This is a genomic window from Hamadaea tsunoensis DSM 44101, from assembly GCF_000428945.1.
GTDB classification, from domain to species: Bacteria; Actinomycetota; Actinomycetes; order Mycobacteriales; family Micromonosporaceae; genus Hamadaea; species Hamadaea tsunoensis.
Genome location: NZ_AUAX01000018.1, coordinates 221,928 through 238,797 on the forward strand (window position 1 = coordinate 221,928; position 16,870 = coordinate 238,797).

At 71.6% G+C, this 16,870-nt stretch carries 17 protein-coding genes; 8 read left to right on the top strand and 9 right to left on the bottom strand.

What is annotated here, in order from left to right:
* Positions 1 to 2: 2 nt before the first annotated feature.
* Positions 3 to 1,133, top strand: a complete 1,131-nt coding sequence (locus G401_RS48245) for a dipeptidase (protein WP_051367122.1) — start codon at positions 3 to 5, stop codon at positions 1,131 to 1,133.
* Here G401_RS48245 and G401_RS0125000 read toward each other — a convergent pair.
* The 3 genes from G401_RS0125000 to G401_RS0125010 form a co-directional block, all read right to left on the bottom strand.
* A complete protein-coding gene (locus tag G401_RS0125000; protein ID WP_027344634.1) occupies positions 1,130 to 1,933 on the bottom strand; it encodes an alpha/beta fold hydrolase in 804 nt (267 codons plus the stop codon). The genes G401_RS48245 and G401_RS0125000 overlap by 4 nt on opposite strands.
* Before the next feature lie 177 nt (positions 1,934 to 2,110).
* A complete protein-coding gene (locus tag G401_RS0125005; RefSeq protein ID WP_157546292.1) occupies positions 2,111 to 2,512 on the bottom strand; it encodes a hypothetical protein in 402 nt (133 codons plus the stop codon).
* 264 nt (positions 2,513 to 2,776) lie between these two features.
* A complete protein-coding gene (locus G401_RS0125010) occupies positions 2,777 to 3,433 on the bottom strand; it encodes a winged helix-turn-helix transcriptional regulator (RefSeq protein ID WP_027344636.1) in 657 nt (218 codons plus the stop codon).
* Between the two features lie 59 nt (positions 3,434 to 3,492).
* Between G401_RS0125010 and G401_RS0125015 the strand changes: the two genes are divergently transcribed.
* Together G401_RS0125015 and G401_RS0125020 are read left to right on the top strand one after the other, a co-directional pair.
* Complete coding sequence (locus G401_RS0125015) at positions 3,493 to 3,957, top strand: pyridoxamine 5'-phosphate oxidase family protein (RefSeq protein WP_027344637.1); 465 nt, start codon at positions 3,493 to 3,495, stop codon at positions 3,955 to 3,957.
* Complete coding sequence (locus G401_RS0125020; protein WP_027344638.1) at positions 3,954 to 4,607, top strand: alpha/beta fold hydrolase; 654 nt, start codon at positions 3,954 to 3,956, stop codon at positions 4,605 to 4,607. Before G401_RS0125015 ends, G401_RS0125020 begins: the two co-directional genes overlap by 4 nt.
* Here G401_RS0125020 and G401_RS48250 read toward each other — a convergent pair.
* Complete coding sequence (locus tag G401_RS48250; RefSeq protein ID WP_051367123.1) at positions 4,555 to 5,982, bottom strand: MFS transporter; 1,428 nt, start codon at positions 5,980 to 5,982, stop codon at positions 4,555 to 4,557. The two genes, G401_RS0125020 and G401_RS48250, sit on opposite strands and share 53 nt — an antisense overlap.
* Positions 5,983 to 6,139: 157 nt before the next feature.
* On the opposite strand from G401_RS48250, the gene G401_RS0125030 reads away from it, so the two are divergent.
* The 3 genes from G401_RS0125030 to G401_RS48255 all read left to right on the top strand — a co-directional run bounded on the left by G401_RS0125030 (position 6,140) and on the right by G401_RS48255 (position 8,813).
* On the top strand, positions 6,140 to 6,742 hold the full coding sequence (locus G401_RS0125030) for a TetR/AcrR family transcriptional regulator (protein ID WP_027344639.1): 603 nt from the start codon (positions 6,140 to 6,142) through the stop codon (positions 6,740 to 6,742).
* A 68-nt stretch (positions 6,743 to 6,810) separates the two neighbouring features.
* Positions 6,811 to 7,581 carry a DeoR/GlpR family DNA-binding transcription regulator gene (locus G401_RS0125035; RefSeq protein WP_027344640.1) on the top strand — a complete coding sequence of 257 codons (771 nt, stop codon included), beginning with the start codon at positions 6,811 to 6,813 and terminating at the stop codon, positions 7,579 to 7,581.
* A complete protein-coding gene (locus tag G401_RS48255; protein ID WP_051367124.1) occupies positions 7,578 to 8,813 on the top strand; it encodes an MFS transporter in 1,236 nt (411 codons plus the stop codon). Before G401_RS0125035 ends, G401_RS48255 begins: the two co-directional genes overlap by 4 nt.
* A gap of 44 nt (positions 8,814 to 8,857) precedes the next feature.
* Here G401_RS48255 and G401_RS0125045 read toward each other — a convergent pair whose 3' ends face one another.
* Positions 8,858 to 9,748 carry a TolB family protein gene (locus G401_RS0125045; protein WP_027344641.1) on the bottom strand — a complete coding sequence of 297 codons (891 nt, stop codon included), beginning with the start codon at positions 9,746 to 9,748 and terminating at the stop codon, positions 8,858 to 8,860.
* A gap of 95 nt (positions 9,749 to 9,843) precedes the next feature.
* The gene (locus tag G401_RS0125050) at positions 9,844 to 10,626 is read right to left on the bottom strand and encodes an alpha/beta fold hydrolase (protein ID WP_027344642.1); all 783 of its coding nucleotides are present in this window, start codon (positions 10,624 to 10,626) and stop codon (positions 9,844 to 9,846) included.
* 87 nt (positions 10,627 to 10,713) lie between these two features.
* Between G401_RS0125050 and G401_RS0125055 the strand changes: the two genes are divergently transcribed.
* Positions 10,714 to 11,148, top strand: coding sequence for a MarR family winged helix-turn-helix transcriptional regulator (locus G401_RS0125055; protein ID WP_027344643.1), 435 nt, complete (start codon positions 10,714 to 10,716; stop codon positions 11,146 to 11,148).
* A gap of 7 nt (positions 11,149 to 11,155) precedes the next feature.
* Here the strand turns inward: G401_RS0125055 and G401_RS0125060 are convergent, their stop codons facing one another.
* Positions 11,156 to 12,331, bottom strand: a complete 1,176-nt coding sequence (locus tag G401_RS0125060; protein ID WP_027344644.1) for a hypothetical protein — start codon at positions 12,329 to 12,331, stop codon at positions 11,156 to 11,158.
* Positions 12,332 to 12,532: 201 nt separating this feature from the next.
* On the opposite strand from G401_RS0125060, the gene G401_RS0125065 reads away from it, so the two are divergent.
* On the top strand, positions 12,533 to 13,363 hold the full coding sequence (locus G401_RS0125065) for a DUF1684 domain-containing protein (RefSeq protein ID WP_027344645.1): 831 nt from the start codon (positions 12,533 to 12,535) through the stop codon (positions 13,361 to 13,363).
* A gap of 119 nt (positions 13,364 to 13,482) precedes the next feature.
* Here G401_RS0125065 and G401_RS0125070 read toward each other — a convergent pair whose 3' ends face one another.
* Together G401_RS0125070 and G401_RS0125075 are read right to left on the bottom strand one after the other, a co-directional pair.
* A complete protein-coding gene (locus G401_RS0125070; RefSeq protein WP_211240836.1) occupies positions 13,483 to 16,131 on the bottom strand; it encodes an MGH1-like glycoside hydrolase domain-containing protein in 2,649 nt (882 codons plus the stop codon).
* A 58-nt stretch (positions 16,132 to 16,189) separates the two neighbouring features.
* Positions 16,190 to 16,861, bottom strand: a complete 672-nt coding sequence (locus G401_RS0125075) for a hypothetical protein (RefSeq protein ID WP_027344647.1) — start codon at positions 16,859 to 16,861, stop codon at positions 16,190 to 16,192.
* Between the last annotated feature and the right edge of the window lie 9 nt (positions 16,862 to 16,870).

Sequence of the window (16,870 nt, forward strand, 5' to 3'; positions counted from 1 at the left end):
CGATGATCACTGGGCGCATCGAGGCGCTGCTGCGGGACACGCCGGTCGTCGACGGGCACAACGACCTGCCCTGGGCCCACCGAGTACGCGCGCGCTACGACTTCGACGCGCTCGACATCGGCCGGGACACGACTGGGGCGGGGCTGCACACCGACCTCCCGCGGCTGCGGCTCGGCGGGGTCGGCGGCCAGTTCTGGTCCGCGTTCGTGCCGTGCGGCCTGCCGAAGCACGAGGCGGTGACGGCGACGCTGGAGCAGATCGACGCCGTGCACCGGATGGCCGCCCGGTACGCCGACGACCTGGTCCTCGTCGCGTCCGCCGCGCAGATGGAGGACGCCCGGGCGGCGGGGCGGATCGCCAGCCTGATCGGGATCGAGGGCGGCCACTCCATCGCCGGTTCGCTGGGCGTCCTGCGGATGATGTACGCCCTCGGCGTCCGTTACATGACCCTGACCCACGTGAAGAACACGGAGTGGGCCGACAGCGCCACGGACGTGCCGGGCGTCGGCGGGCTGTCGGACTTCGGGCGCGAGGTGGTCCGCGAGTGCAACCGGCTCGGGATGATGGCGGACCTGTCGCACGTCGCCGACACCACGATGCACGCGACGCTCGACGTCTCCGCGGCGCCCGCCTTCTTCTCGCACTCCTCGGCCCGCGCGCTGTGCGGCCACGAGCGCAACGTCCCCGACGACGTCCTGCGGCGCGTACGCGACACCCGCGGCATCGTGATGGTGACGTTCGTCCCGGGCTTCCTCACCGAGGAATGTCGTGTGTGGATGGACGAGATGATGGCCGTCTCGCAGGCGACGGCGCAACGGTTCGCCGAGGACAGCCCGGAGTACCTCGAAGCCGAGACGGCCTGGCTGCGGGCGAACCCCCGGCCGCCGTGCACGGTCGCCGACGCGGCCGACCACGTCGAGCACGTACGCGAGATCGCCGGCCTCGACTGCGTCGGCCTGGGCGGCGACTTCGACGGAGTGGTCGCCCTGCCGGACGGCCTGTCCTCGGTCGCCGGCTATCCGCGGCTGCTCGAAGAGCTGTCCTCGCGAGGCTGGTCCGACGCCGATCTGGGCAAGCTGACCTGGCACAACGCGGTACGCGTACTCCGGGAGACCGAGGCGGTGGCCGGCTAGGGCAGCTCGGCCACGAAGCCGGCCAGGTCGGCGGCCATCTGTCCGGGCTGCTCCCACAGGACCAGGTGGCCGGTGTCCGCGTAGGCGACCAGGCGGGCTCCGGGGATCGCGGCGGCCAGCTTTTCATGGTCGGCGGCGGGCAGCACCTCGTCCCGGTCGCCCCGGAGGATCAACGCCGGCGCCGTGATCGGGCCGGTCTCCGTCGGCGGGACCGCCTCGGACAAGCCGGCCAGGGACGCCCGCCAGACCTCCGCCGGCATCACGGCGCCGTCCTCGACCCGGTCCTCGACGTACCAGTCGGGCACCTTCTGGTAGCGGGGGAACCAGTCCAGGCACGCGCGTACCCAGGCGGGGTCGACGGGATCGGTCAGCCGGTCCAGCTCGTCGGCGAAGGGCGCCCGGCCCCGCAGGCTGCGCGGCGTACCGGCAAGGACGAGCCCGCGTACGCGTTCCGGACTGCGTACCGCCACGAGCTGGGCGACGTAGCCGCCGCTGGAGGAGCCGACGAGCACGGCCGGCGGAAGGTTCAACGCCTCCAGGAACGCTTCGACGTCCTCGGCGAGGTCCGCCAGGGCGTAGCCGGCCGGGGGCTTGTCCGCCGCCCCGTGGCCGCGCTGGTCCATCGCCACGACGTGCCACGCCGGCGGCAGCAGCGGCAGCAGCCGGTCGAAGCTGCGGGCCGATTCGCCCCACGCGTGCAGCAGCACGACCGGCACCCCGAAGCGGTCGCCCTGGGCGACGGCGGAGACGGTCACGCCCGTACGCAGACGGACCGCGTATCGGTGCAGGTCAGGGGCCATCCACCGATGGTAGGCCGGTACGGCGTCAGGCGTCGGGGTACGCCCGGACGCCCGATCCGCGCGACCAGGCCCTGAGCCGCTCGGACAGTGATCGGGCAGAAGAACCGGAGTGAGCGGTGTGGCCGGTCCGACCCGGCGCCATGGCGGGCGCGCGCAGAGCCGGACCGGCCGGTCATCTCAGCCGGTGATGGTCTGCGAGCTGGTCTGCGCGCCGGCGATGAAGGCGTCGGTCCGGTACGTCTGCCCGGCGATCCGCCCGGTGCTGCACGAGAAGTACAGGTAGTACGTGCTGTACGAGTTGGTCGAGGAGTTGCAGGTGTACGCGGAGCCGCCGACCACGCGGTTGATCCACTGCGAGATGGTCGAGCTGCCGCCGCCGGTCCACTGGACGTAGTGCTCGAAGAGGATGGTGGCCGGCATCTTGGTGACACAGGCCTGGTGGCGGAACTGACCGACGTTGACCCATGCCGTGCAGTACTGCGGCGCACCGAGGTCGGCGTGCGCCACCTCCTGTACGCCGGCCGTCATCGTGACCAGGGCCACGACGACCAGTGCTAGCCGCTTTGCGTGACGAAGCATGGCATCTCCCGTTGTTGGGTCGAGGGCGCTGTACGCCGTGCGGCCGCGGGTGAGAGGTCGCTGATGAGCAGGTGGCGCCGGGGCGCCCGTTGTGAGGGTGAAGACATTGAGCCATGCGGATTATTGATCATCAATGACATTCGTTCGAGGCCGAAAAACCCTGGTGGAGGCGGGTACGCAGGGCGGTGTGGTGTGGCCTGAATCGTGTCGGCTGAGACGGCCGCGGGGCATTCCAGCGATAGTCCCGATACTTCCCGAAGCGCGTCAGGTGGCGGGATATGGCCGGGGGCGGGGGAAGGCGCCGGCGAACCGCCGAACGGCGTCCTCGTCTCCCTCGACCAGTAGCGGCTCCTCGATCGGCTGTCCGCCGAAGACCACCGCGCGCAGGGCGGCGACGCTGCCGGTGATGGTCGCGTCCGGATGCGCCGCCGTTCCCCGGGCCACCTCGAACCGGCCGGGGCGCACCGCCGCGTGGAAGACGTCGCCGTCCAGCCGGAGCTCGTAGACGCCGGAGAAGTCGGCCGCCGGGGCGAAGGTCGTCCGCAGGGCGAGGATGAACGCGTCGGCGCTCATCGGCGCGTCGGTGGCGGGCAGCGGGAGCCGGCTGCCGAAGGCCCCGAGCGCGACGAGGACCGGATCGAGCAGCCGCCCCACCTCCGTCAGCTCGTACGCGGTGGCGCTCACCGGCGGGCCGATCCGTCGCTTGTGGACGATCCCGGACCGCTCCAGTTCGCGGAGTCGTTGCGACAGCACGTTCTGACTCATGCCGGGCAGGCCGCGGCTCAGCTCGGTGAACCGCTTGGGGCCGAGGAGCAGTTCCCGCACGACGAGCAGCGCCCATCGCTCGCCCACGACGCCGAGGGCCCGCGCCACCCCGCAGGGATCGTCGAACCCGCGCGGGCCGGCCGTCTCGCTCACCACGGGGACATCATAGGGCCGGACACTTGCGTTCTGGTAGTGGTTACTCCTAAGTTAGGAGTATGACCGTGAAGCAGGGAGACCTCAGGCTGCTGGAGACGGAGCTCGCGCGGCGGCTGCTCGCCTCGGCCGAGCTGGCGCGCGTCGCGTACGTGGCGAAGGACGGCACGCCCCGCGTCTTTCCGGTGATGTTCCACTGGACCGGCACGGAGTTCGTGTTCGGCACGTTCGCCGGCAGCGCCAAGATCGCCGCGTTGCGCTCCCGCCCCGCGGTCGCGATCACGATCGACACGCCGGGCCCGCCGCCGGAAGTCCTGCTGCTGCGCGGCAACGCCGAGGTCACGGACGCCGAGGGCATCATTCCGGAGTACGCGTCGGCCCACCACCGCTACTACGGACCGGAACAGGGCGCCCGCAACATCGCCGACGTGGAGCGGTCCGGCCGCCGGATGGTCCGCATCGGCCTCACCCCGGACTGGGTCGGCACGCTCGACTTCGTCACCCGGTTCCCGGGGGCCCTGTCATGACGGCGTTCGTCCTGATACCGGGGGCGGACGGCCAGGCGTGGTACTGGCACCGTGCCGTTCCGCTGCTGCGGGAGCAGGGCCATGAGGCGGTCGCGGTCGACTTCCCGCGGTCGGCCGACGCCGGCTACGACGCGTACGCCGACGCCGTCCTGGGTCCGATGAAGGATCTCCGGAATCCGGTCCTCGTCGCCCAGTCCCTCGGCGGCCTCATCGCACCCGTCGTCGCCACGCGTACGCCGGTCGAGCGGATCGTGCTCGTCAACGCGATGGTGCCCGCGCCGGGGGAGACCGCCGGGCAGTGGTGGGACGACGTCGGCCATGCGAAGGCGAGGCAGGGCAAGGAGTTCGACCTCCTCGACGACTTCTTCCACGACGTGCCGGCCGACGTGACCGCCGAAGCCATGGCCGGTACGCCGTCCGGACCTTCCGAGCGGTTGTTCGCCGAACCGTGGCCGCTCGACGGGTGGCCGGACGTGCCGACGGCCTTCCTGCAGGGTGTGGACGACCGGTTCTTCCCGCTGGAGTTCCAGCGGCGGATCGCCCGGGAGCGGCTGGGCATCGGGATCACGGAGATCCCCGGCGGCCACCTCGCCGCGCTCAGCCGGCCGCGCGAACTGGTGGAGCACCTGCTGCAGGTTGCCCTGCCGTAGCGGCGCGGTCGCGCGTACGCAGGATGCCCCAGGCGACCAGCGCGGCGGCGAGGGCCGTGATCGTGAGGCCCGCGATCGTGGTGGCTGTCCGGAACTCGGCGGTCTGCCGTGCGGTCCAGTGCGTCGTGGCGATGCTGCCGGTGAACAGCGCGGCGAGGATCGTGCCGGTGAGCGCGATGCCCGCACCGGAGGTGACCTCGGCGGCCGTGTCGGTGAGAGCCGCACCGATCGTGGTCCGGTTCTCCGGCAGGCCGCGCAGGACGTTGACCCCGGCGACCACGCCGACCACCCGCATCCCGGCGGCCACGAGCATCAGGGCGACGGCGACCCAGGCGTACCCGTGGCGGCCGAACAGGGCGTAGACGGCCAGGCCGCCGACGACCACCGAGGCGCTGATCCAGGCGGCGCGGTCGAGGCCGACGCGCCGGACGAAGGGATTGATGAACGCGCCGCCCGCGATGAGGACGACGACCTGCGGCAGCATCCCGAGCGCGGCGAGCGCGGGCGGCCAGCCCCAGTCGAGCTGGAGTTGCAGGGTCACGAGGTAGCCGAGGCCGGCGGTCGCCAGCCCGGCCGCGGCCTTGAACGCCAGGCCGCCGGAGACCAGCGGGTGGGCGACGAGCCGCAGGTCGAGCAGCGGATGGCGGGCCGAACGCTCGCGGAGCAGGAAGAGCAGCGCGCAGGCCGCGGCGGCGGCCGCCGTGACCCACGGGAGCCACGAGCCGGTGCCGTCGTGGACGAACAGCGTCGGCGCGACCAGGGCGAGCACGATCGTCGCCGTGCCCAGAAGCGCGCCCGCGCCGTCGATCGGGTCGCGGTGCAGCCCCGCCGGATCGTCCGCGGCGATCCCGAACCGGACGCCGAGGATCGCGAGTACGGCGATCGGCACGTTCACCAGGAGCAGCACCTGCCAGGGCGCGACCGCGAGGACGAGGCCGCCCGCGGTCGGCCCGATGGCGAGACCGACCAGGCCTACGGTCGAGATGAGGGTCGTCGCGCTCACCCGCAGCCGGTCGGAGTCGAACAGCCGGAAGGCGAGCGCCATCGAGCCCGGCGTGGTCATCGCGGCGGCGATCCCCGTCGCGACGCGTACGGCGATGAGCTGGTCGGCCGTGGTGACGAAGGCGGTCGCCAGGCTGGCCGCGCCGAGCAGGGCCAGGCCGATGATCATGATCCGGCGGCGGCCGAACCGGTCCGCGAGTGCGCCGAAGGCCAGCATCAGCCCGCCGAAGGCGACCGCGTACGCGCCGGTCACCCATTGCAGCGCGGTCGTCGAGGCGTGCAGCTGCCGGCCGATCGTGGGCAGCGCGACGTTGAGGATGGAGTTGTCGAGCATTTCGAACAGGAAGACGGCGGACAACCCGGCCAGTGCCACCCATGCCTCCCCCAAGGAGCGCGGTGGGCGTGCGGCGGGGCCGCGGGCTCGCGTACCCGGGGCACTCTTACCGGGGACACTCTTATCGGGGACAGTGGCGGTGGACATGCCACTATGTTATGTGACTAAATTTAGTGACGCAAGGAAGTGTGATCCGATGCCGAGAACGGCGGAACGCGGCGGCCCGCAGACGCGCGCGAAGATCTCGCAGGTCGCGACCCGGCTGTTCCTCGAACGCGGCTTCGACGCGGTCACGGTCGCGGAGGTCGCGCGGGCGGCCGGCGTCTCCAGCGTGACGGTCTTCAAGCACTTCCCGCGCAAGGAGGACCTGCTCCTCGACCGCGAGATCGACGCCGCCGACATCCTGCGCTCCGCCGTACGCGACCGCGCCGACGGAACCGACGTGCGGGCGTCGCTCCGGGAGGCGAGCCTGCGCCTGCTGGACGAGCGGCACGCGCTGTCCGGTGTCGCCGACGGATCGGTTCCGTTCTTCCGCACGGTCGCGGCATCGCCGGCTCTGATCGCGCGCGCCCGGGAGATCGCCGCCGAATTGCAGCAGACCCTGACCGTGGAGCTGGACCGCGACCCGCGTTTCGCCGGCGATCCGGCGCTGTTCGCGGCCTTCTTCGTCGCCGGCTACGGCACGGTGCTGGTCGAGACCGCCCGCCGCCTGGTCGCCGGCGATCCGGCCGACGCGGTGGCCGCCGACCATCGCGTACGCGTGGAGCGGCTGTTCCAAGCACTGCGCGAAGGAGTCTAGCGGTCGTATCGAACACAAATCACGTTCGCTACTAGCATGATCGAACAAGGATCGTGTTTAATGCGCTGATGGGCAGCCCTGACCGCTGGAAGCAGATCGTCGACGCCGTACGCGCCGCCGGCCGCTGCACCGTCGCCGAGCTGATGGAGCTGACCGGCGCGTCCGACATGACGATCCGCCGGGACCTGGAGGCGCTGGCCGCTCAGGGCCTGCTCGAACGCTACCGGGGCGGCGCGCGCAGCCTGATCCTGCGGGGCGACGAACCGCCGTTCGCGCTGCGCGTACAGGAGGGGCTGGAGCTGAAGCGGCGACTGGCCGCGCAGGTCGCCCAGCTGATCAGCGACGGCGAATCGGTGCTCCTCGACAGCGGGACGACGTGCCTGGAGGTGGCGCGGGCGCTGGCCGGACGACGGCTGACGATCATGCCGCTGTCCCTGCACGCCGCGAACGCCCTCACCGGCGCGGCCCAGGTACGCCTCCTGCTGCCGGGCGGCGAGCCGCGGCCGGGAGAGCTGGCGCTGACCGGGCCGCTGACCGAGGCGTCGATCGCCGCGCTGCGCTTCGACACGGCCGTGATCGGCTGCTGCGGCCTGACCGCGCAGAGCGGTCTGACGGCCTACGACCTGGCCGACGCGGCGGTCAAGCGGGCCGCGATCGCGGCGGCCCGCCGAGTGATCGCGGTCGCCGAGGGTACGAAGTTGACGCGCACGGCGCTCGCGGTGGTGGCGCCGGCCGCGAGCATCACCACGATCGTCACCGACGACGGCGCGCCCGCCGCCGCGACCGAAGCGCTCGCCGGTGCGGGCGTGACCATCCAGACCGTCAGGACAGAGGCATGACCACGACACCCCGGCCCGTACTCGCCGCGCGGACGGCCACCTACGCCGCCTTCATCGGCTCCGGCTTCGCTTTCGCCAGCTGGGCGGCGCGCATCCCGCAGGTGCGCGACCATCTGCGGCTGACCCCGGCCACGCTCGGTCTGGTGCTGCTGTCGCTGTCGGTCGGCGCGTTCCTGGGCGTGACGATCGCCGGCTGGATCGTCGCTCGGTTCGGCTCCCGGCGCACGGTCATGACGACGGCGATCGCCCTCGGCGGGGCGCTCGCGGTCATCGCCGCCGGCTACACGGTCGGCGTACCGGTGCTGGCGGCCGGGCTGTTCCTGCTCGGCCTGGCCAACGGCATCTGGGACGTCGCCATGAACGTCCAGGGCACCGTCGTCGAGCGCCGGCTCGGCCGCTCGATCATGTCGCGGTTCCACGCCGGCTTCAGCGTCGGCACCGTCGCGGGCGCCCTGATCAGCTCGCTGCTGCTGGCCCTGTCCGTCCCGGTCGGCGCCCACCTGGCCGGCGTCGCCGTGGTCGTCGCGGTCAGCGTCGCGCTCATCAGCCGCGACTTCCTGCCCGACCAGCACGACCCCGAGCCGGTCGCCGCCGACGGGCCGAAGCAGAGCACCTGGACCGCCTGGCTGGAGCCGCGCACGCTGCTCATCGGCATCTTCGTGCTGGCCTTCACCTTCGCCGAGGGCGCGGGCAACGACTGGATCAGCGTCGCCGCCATCGACGGCCACGCGCTCTCACCCGTCGCCGGCACGCTGGCCTTCGCCGCGTTCCTCACCGCGATGACCCTCGGCCGCTGGTTCGGACCGCCGCTGCTCGACCGTTACGGCCGTGTCCCGGTCGTGCGCGGGCTCGCGCTGATCGGCATCGCCGGCACCGCCCTGTTCGTCTTCGGTCCCGCTCCCTTTTGGGTGTACGCGGGGACGCTGCTCTGGGGTCTCGGCGCCTCGCTCGGGTTCCCGGTGGGCATGAGCGCCGCCGCGGACGATCCGGCGCGGGCCGCCGCCCGGGTCAGTGTGGTGGCCGCCCTGGGCTACTGCGCCTTCCTGTCCGGGCCGCCCGTCATCGGCTTCCTCGGCGCCCACGTGACCGTGGTCCGGGCGCTGCTGGTGATCGCCGTCCTGTTCGGCATCGCCGCTCTGATCAGCGGCTCCGTACGCCCGCTGCCGCAGTCCTCTTCCTCGTCGCAGTCTCCTTCGGCGCCGGACCGCACGGCCGCCGATCGGAGCAGCTGACCGGTGCGGCCCCGCCCGGCTTTCGCCCGGACGGGGCCTCGGTGTCAGGGCTGGGGCCGCCAGCTGGTCGGCGTACCGGTGATGCCGGTGGCCCGGCTCGTGAACGTGGTGGCGTTCATCAACCGCACGACCGGGATCGAGCCCTCGTCGGTGGACTGCGCCGCGTACGCGACCAGACTGCCGTCCGGCGAGTAGACCGGGCTGGACTCGTTGACCGCCGGGGTGTTGGTGATGTCGGTGACCTTGCCGTTGTTCGCGTTCACCTTGTACAGATCGCCGCCCGACTCCACGATGATCGTCTTGCCGTCCGGGCTCCACGTCATCCGGTAGGGGTTCCAGCCGGTCTGGTGCGTGAGCTGGCGGGCCCGGGAGCCGTCGCCCGACGCCGGGTAGAGCCAGATGTTCGGGTTCTCGGTCCACTTGGCCACCGCGACCGTGCGGCCGGTGGGAGCCCACTCGCTGACCAGGTTGTTGAAGTCGCCCGGCGCCGTGATCGTGCCCCAGCGCACCGACGGTCCCAGCGGGCTGAGCGTCCAGATGTCGGCGTCGGACTCGAGCGAGATCAGATCACCCCGCGGCGACCAGCGCGGGAAGGACGGCGCCGACGGGCCCTCGACGATCTCGGTCGCCCCGGTGCCGTCGGCGTTGGCGATGTCGACCCCGTCGCAGCAGCCCGGCGACACGAACACGAACTTCGTGCCGTCGGGGGAGTAGTCGGGGCCGGCGTACCAGAAGAGGGTCAGGTGCAGGTCCTGCTTGTCCGTCCCGTCCGGACGGACGCTGGACAGGGTGGCCCAGCTGTTCGGGTCGTACCCGGTCGGGTCGAGCACCAGCAGGCGCCCGCCCGGCGAGGCCGGTGCCGGGGCGGCCGAGGCGGCGGGCGCCAGGCTCAGCGCCAGGGCCACACCGGCGAGGATCGCGATCGTTCTGCGCATTTTTCCTCCCGCACATAGAGATGTCGGTCCGAACACCTCGGCGGGGGCCGATGGGTTGCGAACTGTCGCCGGTCCGACAGTCCTTCGTCCGGCTGTTACTCCTCCAGGAGAGCCCGGAGCAGTTCCTCGGGCGTTTCCAGCTGCGGCAGGTGGCCGCTGCCGGGCAGGATCGTCAGGCGGCTGCCCGCCACCGCGTCCGCGTACGCCCGGGCGTGGGCGGTGTCGACGATGCGGTCGCTCGCACCCCAGACGATGTGGACGGGCAGGTCGAGCCCGCGCAGCCGGTCGAGCAGCGTCGGATCGGCCATCGCCGGCCCGGTGTACGCGAGCAGGGCCAGCACGTCCGGACTCGGGCCGTTGCCGCCCGCGGCCGGTGGCCGGGGTGCCCGGGCCGGGTCGTGCCAGGCGTGCGCGGCGAGTTCGGCCGGGGTCAGCGTGGCGACGTCGGGGACCGGGTGGCCGTCGACCACGGCACCGACCGCGTCGATCAGCATGAGGCCGGTCACCCGGGGGCTGCCGAGCAGGCCGATCTCGGCCGCGAGCCAGCCGCCGAACGAATTGCCGACCACCGTCACCCCGGTCAGGTCGAGCCGGTCGAGCAGGCCCGCGTACGCCTCGGCGAGGCCGGTGACCGACGCGAGGCCGGCCGGCCGGGGCGTGCCCGCGAAGCCCGGATGCGTCGGCAGCAGTACGCGTGACCGCGCGCGCCCGGCCAGCAGACCGGCGAACCCGGCCATGGTGGCGACGCCCCCGCCACCGTGCAGCAGAAGGTACGGCCGGCCGGCGTCGGGCTCGGCCGAAGTGAACTCGTCGGCGGTGAATTCGACGGCGGTGAACTCGACGGTGCCGACGGCGGGCAGGTCGATGGTGGTCTGCACGGCTGTCCTCGATTCCGGGAGGGGTGTACCTGTATCAGGAACCTTAACTAAGGAAGCTTATATACGCAAGCTGAGTTAGACTGAGGCATGCCGCACCGCCGCGCCGACGTCGCCCTCGCCGTGAAACGCCTGCAGCACCGCCATCACCGCGCGCTGAGCGCCGCGCTGGCGCCGCTCGGCCTCTCCCTCGTGCAGTGGGACACGCTGCGGCATCTGCACCGGGAGCCCGGCGCCTCGCTGCACGATCTCGCCGAGCTGACCTTCCAGACGGACCAGTCCTTCGGGTCGCTCGCCGTGCGGATGGCCGACCGCGGGCTGATCGAGCGCGTACCGGGGCCCGGCCGCGCGGTGAAGCACCGGCTCACCGACGAAGGGGAACGCGTACGCGCGGCGGGGCAGCACCTGGTGGACGGAGTTCTGGAACGGTCCTTCGACGGCCTGACCGCCCGCCAGCTCGACCTGCTCGGCGACCTGCTCGACGCCGCGCTCGGCCCGCATCCCACCAGGCCGTTGCCGGAGTGAGCCGGGCTCAGTAGCCGATCGCCGTGGCCGCGACCGACCGCAGATAGGCCGCGACCGGAGCGTTCAGGTACGCGTCCGCGAGCCCGCGCGGCGACTCGTGGAACAGGATCCCGTAGAGCGTCACGGCGTCCAGGTAGACGGCGGTGTCGTTGGGGTGCTTGCCGTCGGGCACGATGAGGAACGACGGCCCGTGCGCGGCGATGACCGTCTCGAACTCGTCGCCGATCGGGGCGACCAGGTTGGGCGTCGTCAGCGCCGCCGACAGGGCGGCGTAGTTCGCGTCGATGGCCGCCTTCGCCTCCGCCCGCGAATCGAACGGGTCGGGGTTCACCAGGGCCCAGTTCTTGAACAGCACCACCCGGCCGCCCGGCTTGAGGATCCGGGCGAACGTCGGCGCGTACAGGTTGAGCAGGGTGCTCGTGGCCGTCGGCAGGCTCGTGGCGACCAGCGTGCTGTACTCCTGCAACACGATGACGTCGTAGCGCCCCGAGCCGCTCAGCGCCTTCGCGGCGAACCCGTCCTCCCACGTGTGCCGCAGCGTGTACCCGAAGTGGATGACCTTCGTGAGGCGTACCGTGCGGCCTTCGGCGGCGGCGAGGCGGTGCAGCAGCGTGGGTGTGTCCTCACGGGTCACGTGGTTCACGGTGCCGAGCAGGCTGTTGCCCACGAACAGCACGTCGACCGGCCGCGTCGCGCTCGCCCGGTCGGTGACCGAGAACCGGACCGAGAACGGTACGCCGACCGCCGCCCCGCCCGCCCGCGTGCCGGTGTACGCCTGTGCCGTCAGCGTGTACGCGTCCGGCGTCGCCAGCAGTGGACAGTCCACGTAATCGTCGCAGAGGAAGAACGGCGCCCGCGACTCGGTACGCCGCAGGCTGTCGCCCTTCGCGCCGGTCAGCGTGAACACGACGCTGCCCGCGTCGACACCGGCCGCCAGGTCCGCCCGGAGGCTGAGCCGCGTACCGGTGAGGCGGGTGAGGTCGACGACGGTTCCGTCCGTCACCGGGCTCAGCCCCAGGATCGGCGTACGCGTCGCGTTGTTGATCAGCGACACCCCGTTGACGCCCCGCGCGTCTCCCGCGCTGCCGGCGAACACCCGCGGCGTGACCCAGACCAGGGCGGCGACACCGACCGCGGCGACCCCGAGCAAGGCCGCGGCGTAGAGCCGGGGACGGTGCGGCATCGGTGGCTCCTCGGGCGGGACGGGATCGGGGACCGACCGGGGAGCGGTGAGCCCCCGGGGAGGTCATGGTCGCGCACTTTGTCAAACGTTCGCGCCCGAGAATCGGAATGCCGACCGTCCGGACGACCGTCATCGTGGACATGAGGGTCGGCGCGGGGCAGGCACTAGCAACAAATCCTATGGGACTTGTAGGATATGGCCATGACCACGGACGTACTCGCATCCGATCAGGTCGGCGCCGCCGACTTCGCCGAGCAGTGGGAAGCCTGGCATCGCGACCACGAGGCCCACCGCGCCGACCCGCACGGCTTCCTCGCCATTACCGACATCCACTGGCTGACCACCGAGCCGCAACGGTTCACCGACGCGCCCGGCGCCTGGTCGCTCCGCGGCGACGACATCGTCGTCGAGCTCGGCGAGGGCGAAGAGATCATCGTCGACGGGGCGACCGTCCACGGCGTACACAGCTTCGGGGTGATCGCCGAACGGGGGAGCGTCTACGCCCGCTGGAAGAACGCCGTCATCGAGGTCGCCCGCCGCGGCGGGTACGCGATCGTCCGGCCGCGCCACCCGGACAGCCCGGTGCTGTCGGCGTACCGGGGGACGCCGGCGTACGAGCCGGATCCGCGGTGGGTGGTCGCCGGGCGGTTCGTGCCGTTCACCGAGCCCCGGCCGACGACGGTCGGCTCGGTCGTCGACGAGCTGCGGCACGTGTACGACGCGCCCGGGCGGATCTACTTCACGCTCGACGGGCAGACGCACATCCTGACCGCGTTCGAGGGGCACGTCCCGGGCACGCTGAACGTGCTGTTCACCGACGCCACCTCCGGGGTCACCACCTACGCTGCCAACCGGTCGCTGCTGGTCGGGCCGCCGGCCGAGGACGGCACGGTGGTGGTGGACTTCAACCGGGCGACCAACCTGCCGTGCGCGTACACCGAGCACGCGACCTGCCCGCTGCCGCCGGCCGAGAACCGGCTGACGATCGCGGTGGATGCCGGCGAGCGTTACCCGCACGCCACCGCCGCCTGAACGCACGCTGCCAAGATCCCGTTTGGATCAGGTTTTCGCACGTAATCATGGCCCATGATTCGGGTGATTTCCCTGATCCAAACGGGATCTTGGGACCGGCACCGAGCGGAACCCCGGCGTCAGGCGCCCGGGCGCACGTGCGGCAGCCGGTCCGCGCGGCGGCCCAGGATCAGGTTCGCCACCAGGGCCGTCCAGCCGGTCTGGTGCATCGCGCCGAGCGCGGCACCGTTGTCGCCGTGGAAGTACTCCGGGTAGACCAGGCGGTCGCGCCAGTCCGGATGCGTCTGGAACAGCTCCGTGCCGCCGTAGAGCGGCCGGCGGCCGTCCGGCCCGCGCAGGAAGATGTCGATGATCCGCTCGGACAGGTCGTCGGCGACCTCGGTGAGCGTACGCCGCCGGCCGGACCCGGTCGGGTACTCGAAGGTCGCCGAGTCGCCGAGGTAGTCGCCGAACGTGTCCAGCGCCCCCAGCAGCAGGTAGTTCACCGGCATCCAGATCGGGCCGCGCCAGTTGGAGTTGCCGCCGAACGCGCCGGTCGTGGATTCGGCCGGTTCGTAGTCGACACCGAAGTCCTGGCCGCCCAGGTTGATCACGAACGGCTCGGCCGCGTGCACGCGCGAGATGCTGCGCAGCCCGTACGGGCTGAGGAACTCCGACTCGTCGAGCATCCGGGAGACGATCGGGCCGAGCTGGTCCATCGTGACCATCGAGATGAGCCGGTTGCGGTGGCCCGACCGGGTCGTCCGGTTCTCGCCGATGACCTGCGCGTACGCGGGCTTGTTCTCGACGAACCAGCGGACGCGGGCGACCAGGTCCGACATCTGCTCGAACGTGCCCTCCCGCCAGGTCACCGTGGCCGCGAGCGGGATCAGGCCGACGATCGAGAACACGCGCAGCGGGATCGGTTCCCCGTCGCCGATCCGGATGGTGTCGCAGTAGAACTCGTCCTTCTCGTTCCACAGCTCCCGCGCCGACGCCGCGATGTACGCGAAATGCTCGAAGAACTTCGTCGCCACGTCCTGGTAGACCGGGTTGTACGTGGCGAGGCGTACCGACATCTCCAGCATGTTGGCCGCGTACATGGCCATCCAGCCGGTGCCGTCGGACTGCTCCAGGTGCCCCTCGACGGGCAGCGGCGCGGACCGGTCGAACGGGCCGATGTTGTCCAGCCCGAGGAAGCCGCCCTCGAAGACGTTGTTGCCGTCGACGTCCTTGCGGTTGACCCACCACGTGAAGTTGAACATCAGCTTGTGCAGGATCCGTTCGAGGAAGTCGAAGTCACGACCGCCGTCGAGGTCGAAGACGCGCAGCGCCGCCCAGGCGTGCACGGGCGGGTTGACGTCCCCGAACGACCATTCGTAGGCCGGGATCTGCCCGCCGGGATGCATGTACCAGTCGCGTACGAGAAGAAGCAGTTGCTGTTTGGCGAAGCCGGGGTCGACCCGGGCGATGGCGACGCAGTGGAAGGCGAGGTCCCAGGCGGCGAACCAGGGATACTCCCAGGGATCGGGCATGGAGATGACGTCGGCGGCGGCGAGGTGGCGCCAGCCGGCGTTGCGGCCGTGGCGGCGCTCCCACGGCGGCGGCGGCGTGGCCGGGTCGCCGTCCAGCCAGGGCTCGACGTCGTAGTGGTAGAACTGCTTGCCCCACATGAGACCGGCGACCGCCCCGCGGACGACCAGCGCCTCCTCGTCGGTGGTGCCGGCCGGCATCAGAGCGGCGAAGAACGCGTCGGCCTCCGTACGCCGGTCCGCCATGACCTTCGCGAAGCCGTCCCCCAGATCGGCCGAGCCGCCGGTGGGCTCGGCCAGCCGCAGCCGGATCTGCCGTGACCCGCCCGCCGGCACCTCCAGCACGTAGTGCAGGGCCGCCTTCGTGCCCGTCCGCGCGGGATTGACCGTCGCCGCCCCGTGCACGACATGATCATTGATGCCGTCCTTCGGGTACGCCGACCGTCCCGGCGTACCCCACAGCCGTTCGGTGTTGGTCTCGTTGTCGCAGAACAGCGCGGTCGGCGTACCGTCGCCGAGCAGCTCGATCGTGCCCAGCGCGCCGTGCCGGGCGGTCAGCCGGCCGCCGTCGCCGGTGATCGACGGGACCGCGTCCTCGCCGGGCTGCCCCCACGCCCACGTGTTGCGGAACCACAGCGTCGGCAGCACGTGGATCGTGGCCGTCTCCGGGCCCCGGTTGGCGACCGTCACCACGACGCACAGGTCGGTCGGGGAGGCCTTCGCGTAGTCCGCGGTGACCGACCAGTACCGGTCGTCGGCGAACACCCCGGTGTCGAGCAGTTCGTACTCGGCTTCGTGCCGGCTCCGGCGGCCGTTGACGTCGACCAGATCCTGGTACGGGAACTCGCCCTGCGGATAGTGGTACCGCCAGCTCATATGGGAATGCGTCGGCGTGGAATCCTCGTACCACCAGTACTCCTTGACGTCCTCACCGTGGTTGCCCTGCGTACCGGTGAGGCCGAACATGCGCTCCTTGAGGATCGGGTCGCGGCCGTTCCACAGCGCCAGCGAGAAGCAGAACCGCTGCTGCTCGTCGCAGACGCCGGCCATGCCGTCCTCGTTCCACCGGTACGCCCGCGACCGGGCATGATCATGCGGGAAGGAGTCCCAGGCCTCGCCGGTCGCGCTGTAGTCCTCGCGGACGGTGCCCCACGCGCGCTCGGACAGGTACGGGCCCCAGGCCCGCCACGCGACGGCGCCGGAATCGGCCTCGGCGATCCGGTCGGTTTCAGAGTTTGAGCTGGTCGCAGCAGTCACCCGTCCATCATCGGGGGAGGACGGCGGCGGCCGGGCGGCTTTGTGAATCCTGCTCGGATCAGGATGCGGTGAGGTCCTTGTCCTCCATCTCCCAGGCGTGGTCCATCGTGTGGAACCCCGTGTGGCGTACCAGGAAGCCGAGCGTCCACGACCGCATCGGCTTCAGCTCCCCCCGCTGGTAGGCGCGGATCGCCTCGACGTACGCCGACCGGTAGCCGGCGAGCGCCCCGGGTGCGAGGGCCCCGCCCTCCGGCATGCAGACGCCGACCTTCTTGGCGAAGTCCTCGCTCTCGACGCGGATCGTGTGGCTGATGATCTCGTCCCGCTCGCGGCCGCCGCCGCGGGGACCTTTGCGCATCTCCGCCGAGACCCGGGCCGCCACCTCGTCGAAGTACGCCCAGCAGCTTCGCATCAGGCCGAGTTTGCGCTCGAGTTCGGCGGCGTCCATCGGGTCCTGCTCCAGGGCGCTCGCCGTGAACGAGATGCCCCAGAAGTCGGTCGATCCCGCGCCGACCCGGTCCTCGACGATGTCGATGGCCGTCGCAACGTCGAACTCCTCCGCGAGACCGCTGCGTACGGCGATCGGGCGGTAGCGGCCGCGGTAGGCCGCGAACCGCTCCAGGGCGCCCTCGGGGGTCTTCGCGCCGCGGCTCCAGCCCGGCCAGTCGACGGCGTACGCGACGGACATCTTGGCTTTCGGGCCGTGTTCCAGGACCACCCGTATCGGCATGACGGACCT

Coding starts and splice junctions, on each gene's coding strand:
- G401_RS0125075 (WP_027344647.1), bottom strand. CDS start 16,861: ATGCCGATACGGGTGGTCCTGGAACACGGCCCGAAAGCCAAGATGTCC.
- G401_RS0125035 (WP_027344640.1), top strand. CDS start 6,811: ATGGGCAGCCCTGACCGCTGGAAGCAGATCGTCGACGCCGTACGCGCC.
- G401_RS0125060 (WP_027344644.1), bottom strand. CDS start 12,331: ATGCCGCACCGTCCCCGGCTCTACGCCGCGGCCTTGCTCGGGGTCGCC.
- G401_RS0125030 (WP_027344639.1), top strand. CDS start 6,140: ATGCCGAGAACGGCGGAACGCGGCGGCCCGCAGACGCGCGCGAAGATC.
- G401_RS0125015 (WP_027344637.1), top strand. CDS start 3,493: ATGACCGTGAAGCAGGGAGACCTCAGGCTGCTGGAGACGGAGCTCGCG.
- G401_RS0125055 (WP_027344643.1), top strand. CDS start 10,714: ATGCCGCACCGCCGCGCCGACGTCGCCCTCGCCGTGAAACGCCTGCAG.
- G401_RS0125045 (WP_027344641.1), bottom strand. CDS start 9,748: ATGCGCAGAACGATCGCGATCCTCGCCGGTGTGGCCCTGGCGCTGAGC.
- G401_RS0125020 (WP_027344638.1), top strand. CDS start 3,954: ATGACGGCGTTCGTCCTGATACCGGGGGCGGACGGCCAGGCGTGGTAC.
- G401_RS0125000 (WP_027344634.1), bottom strand. CDS start 1,933: ATGGCCCCTGACCTGCACCGATACGCGGTCCGTCTGCGTACGGGCGTG.
- G401_RS48245 (WP_051367122.1), top strand. CDS start 3: ATGATCACTGGGCGCATCGAGGCGCTGCTGCGGGACACGCCGGTCGTC.
- G401_RS0125065 (WP_027344645.1), top strand. CDS start 12,533: ATGACCACGGACGTACTCGCATCCGATCAGGTCGGCGCCGCCGACTTC.
- G401_RS0125005 (WP_157546292.1), bottom strand. CDS start 2,512: ATGCTTCGTCACGCAAAGCGGCTAGCACTGGTCGTCGTGGCCCTGGTC.
- G401_RS48255 (WP_051367124.1), top strand. CDS start 7,578: ATGACCACGACACCCCGGCCCGTACTCGCCGCGCGGACGGCCACCTAC.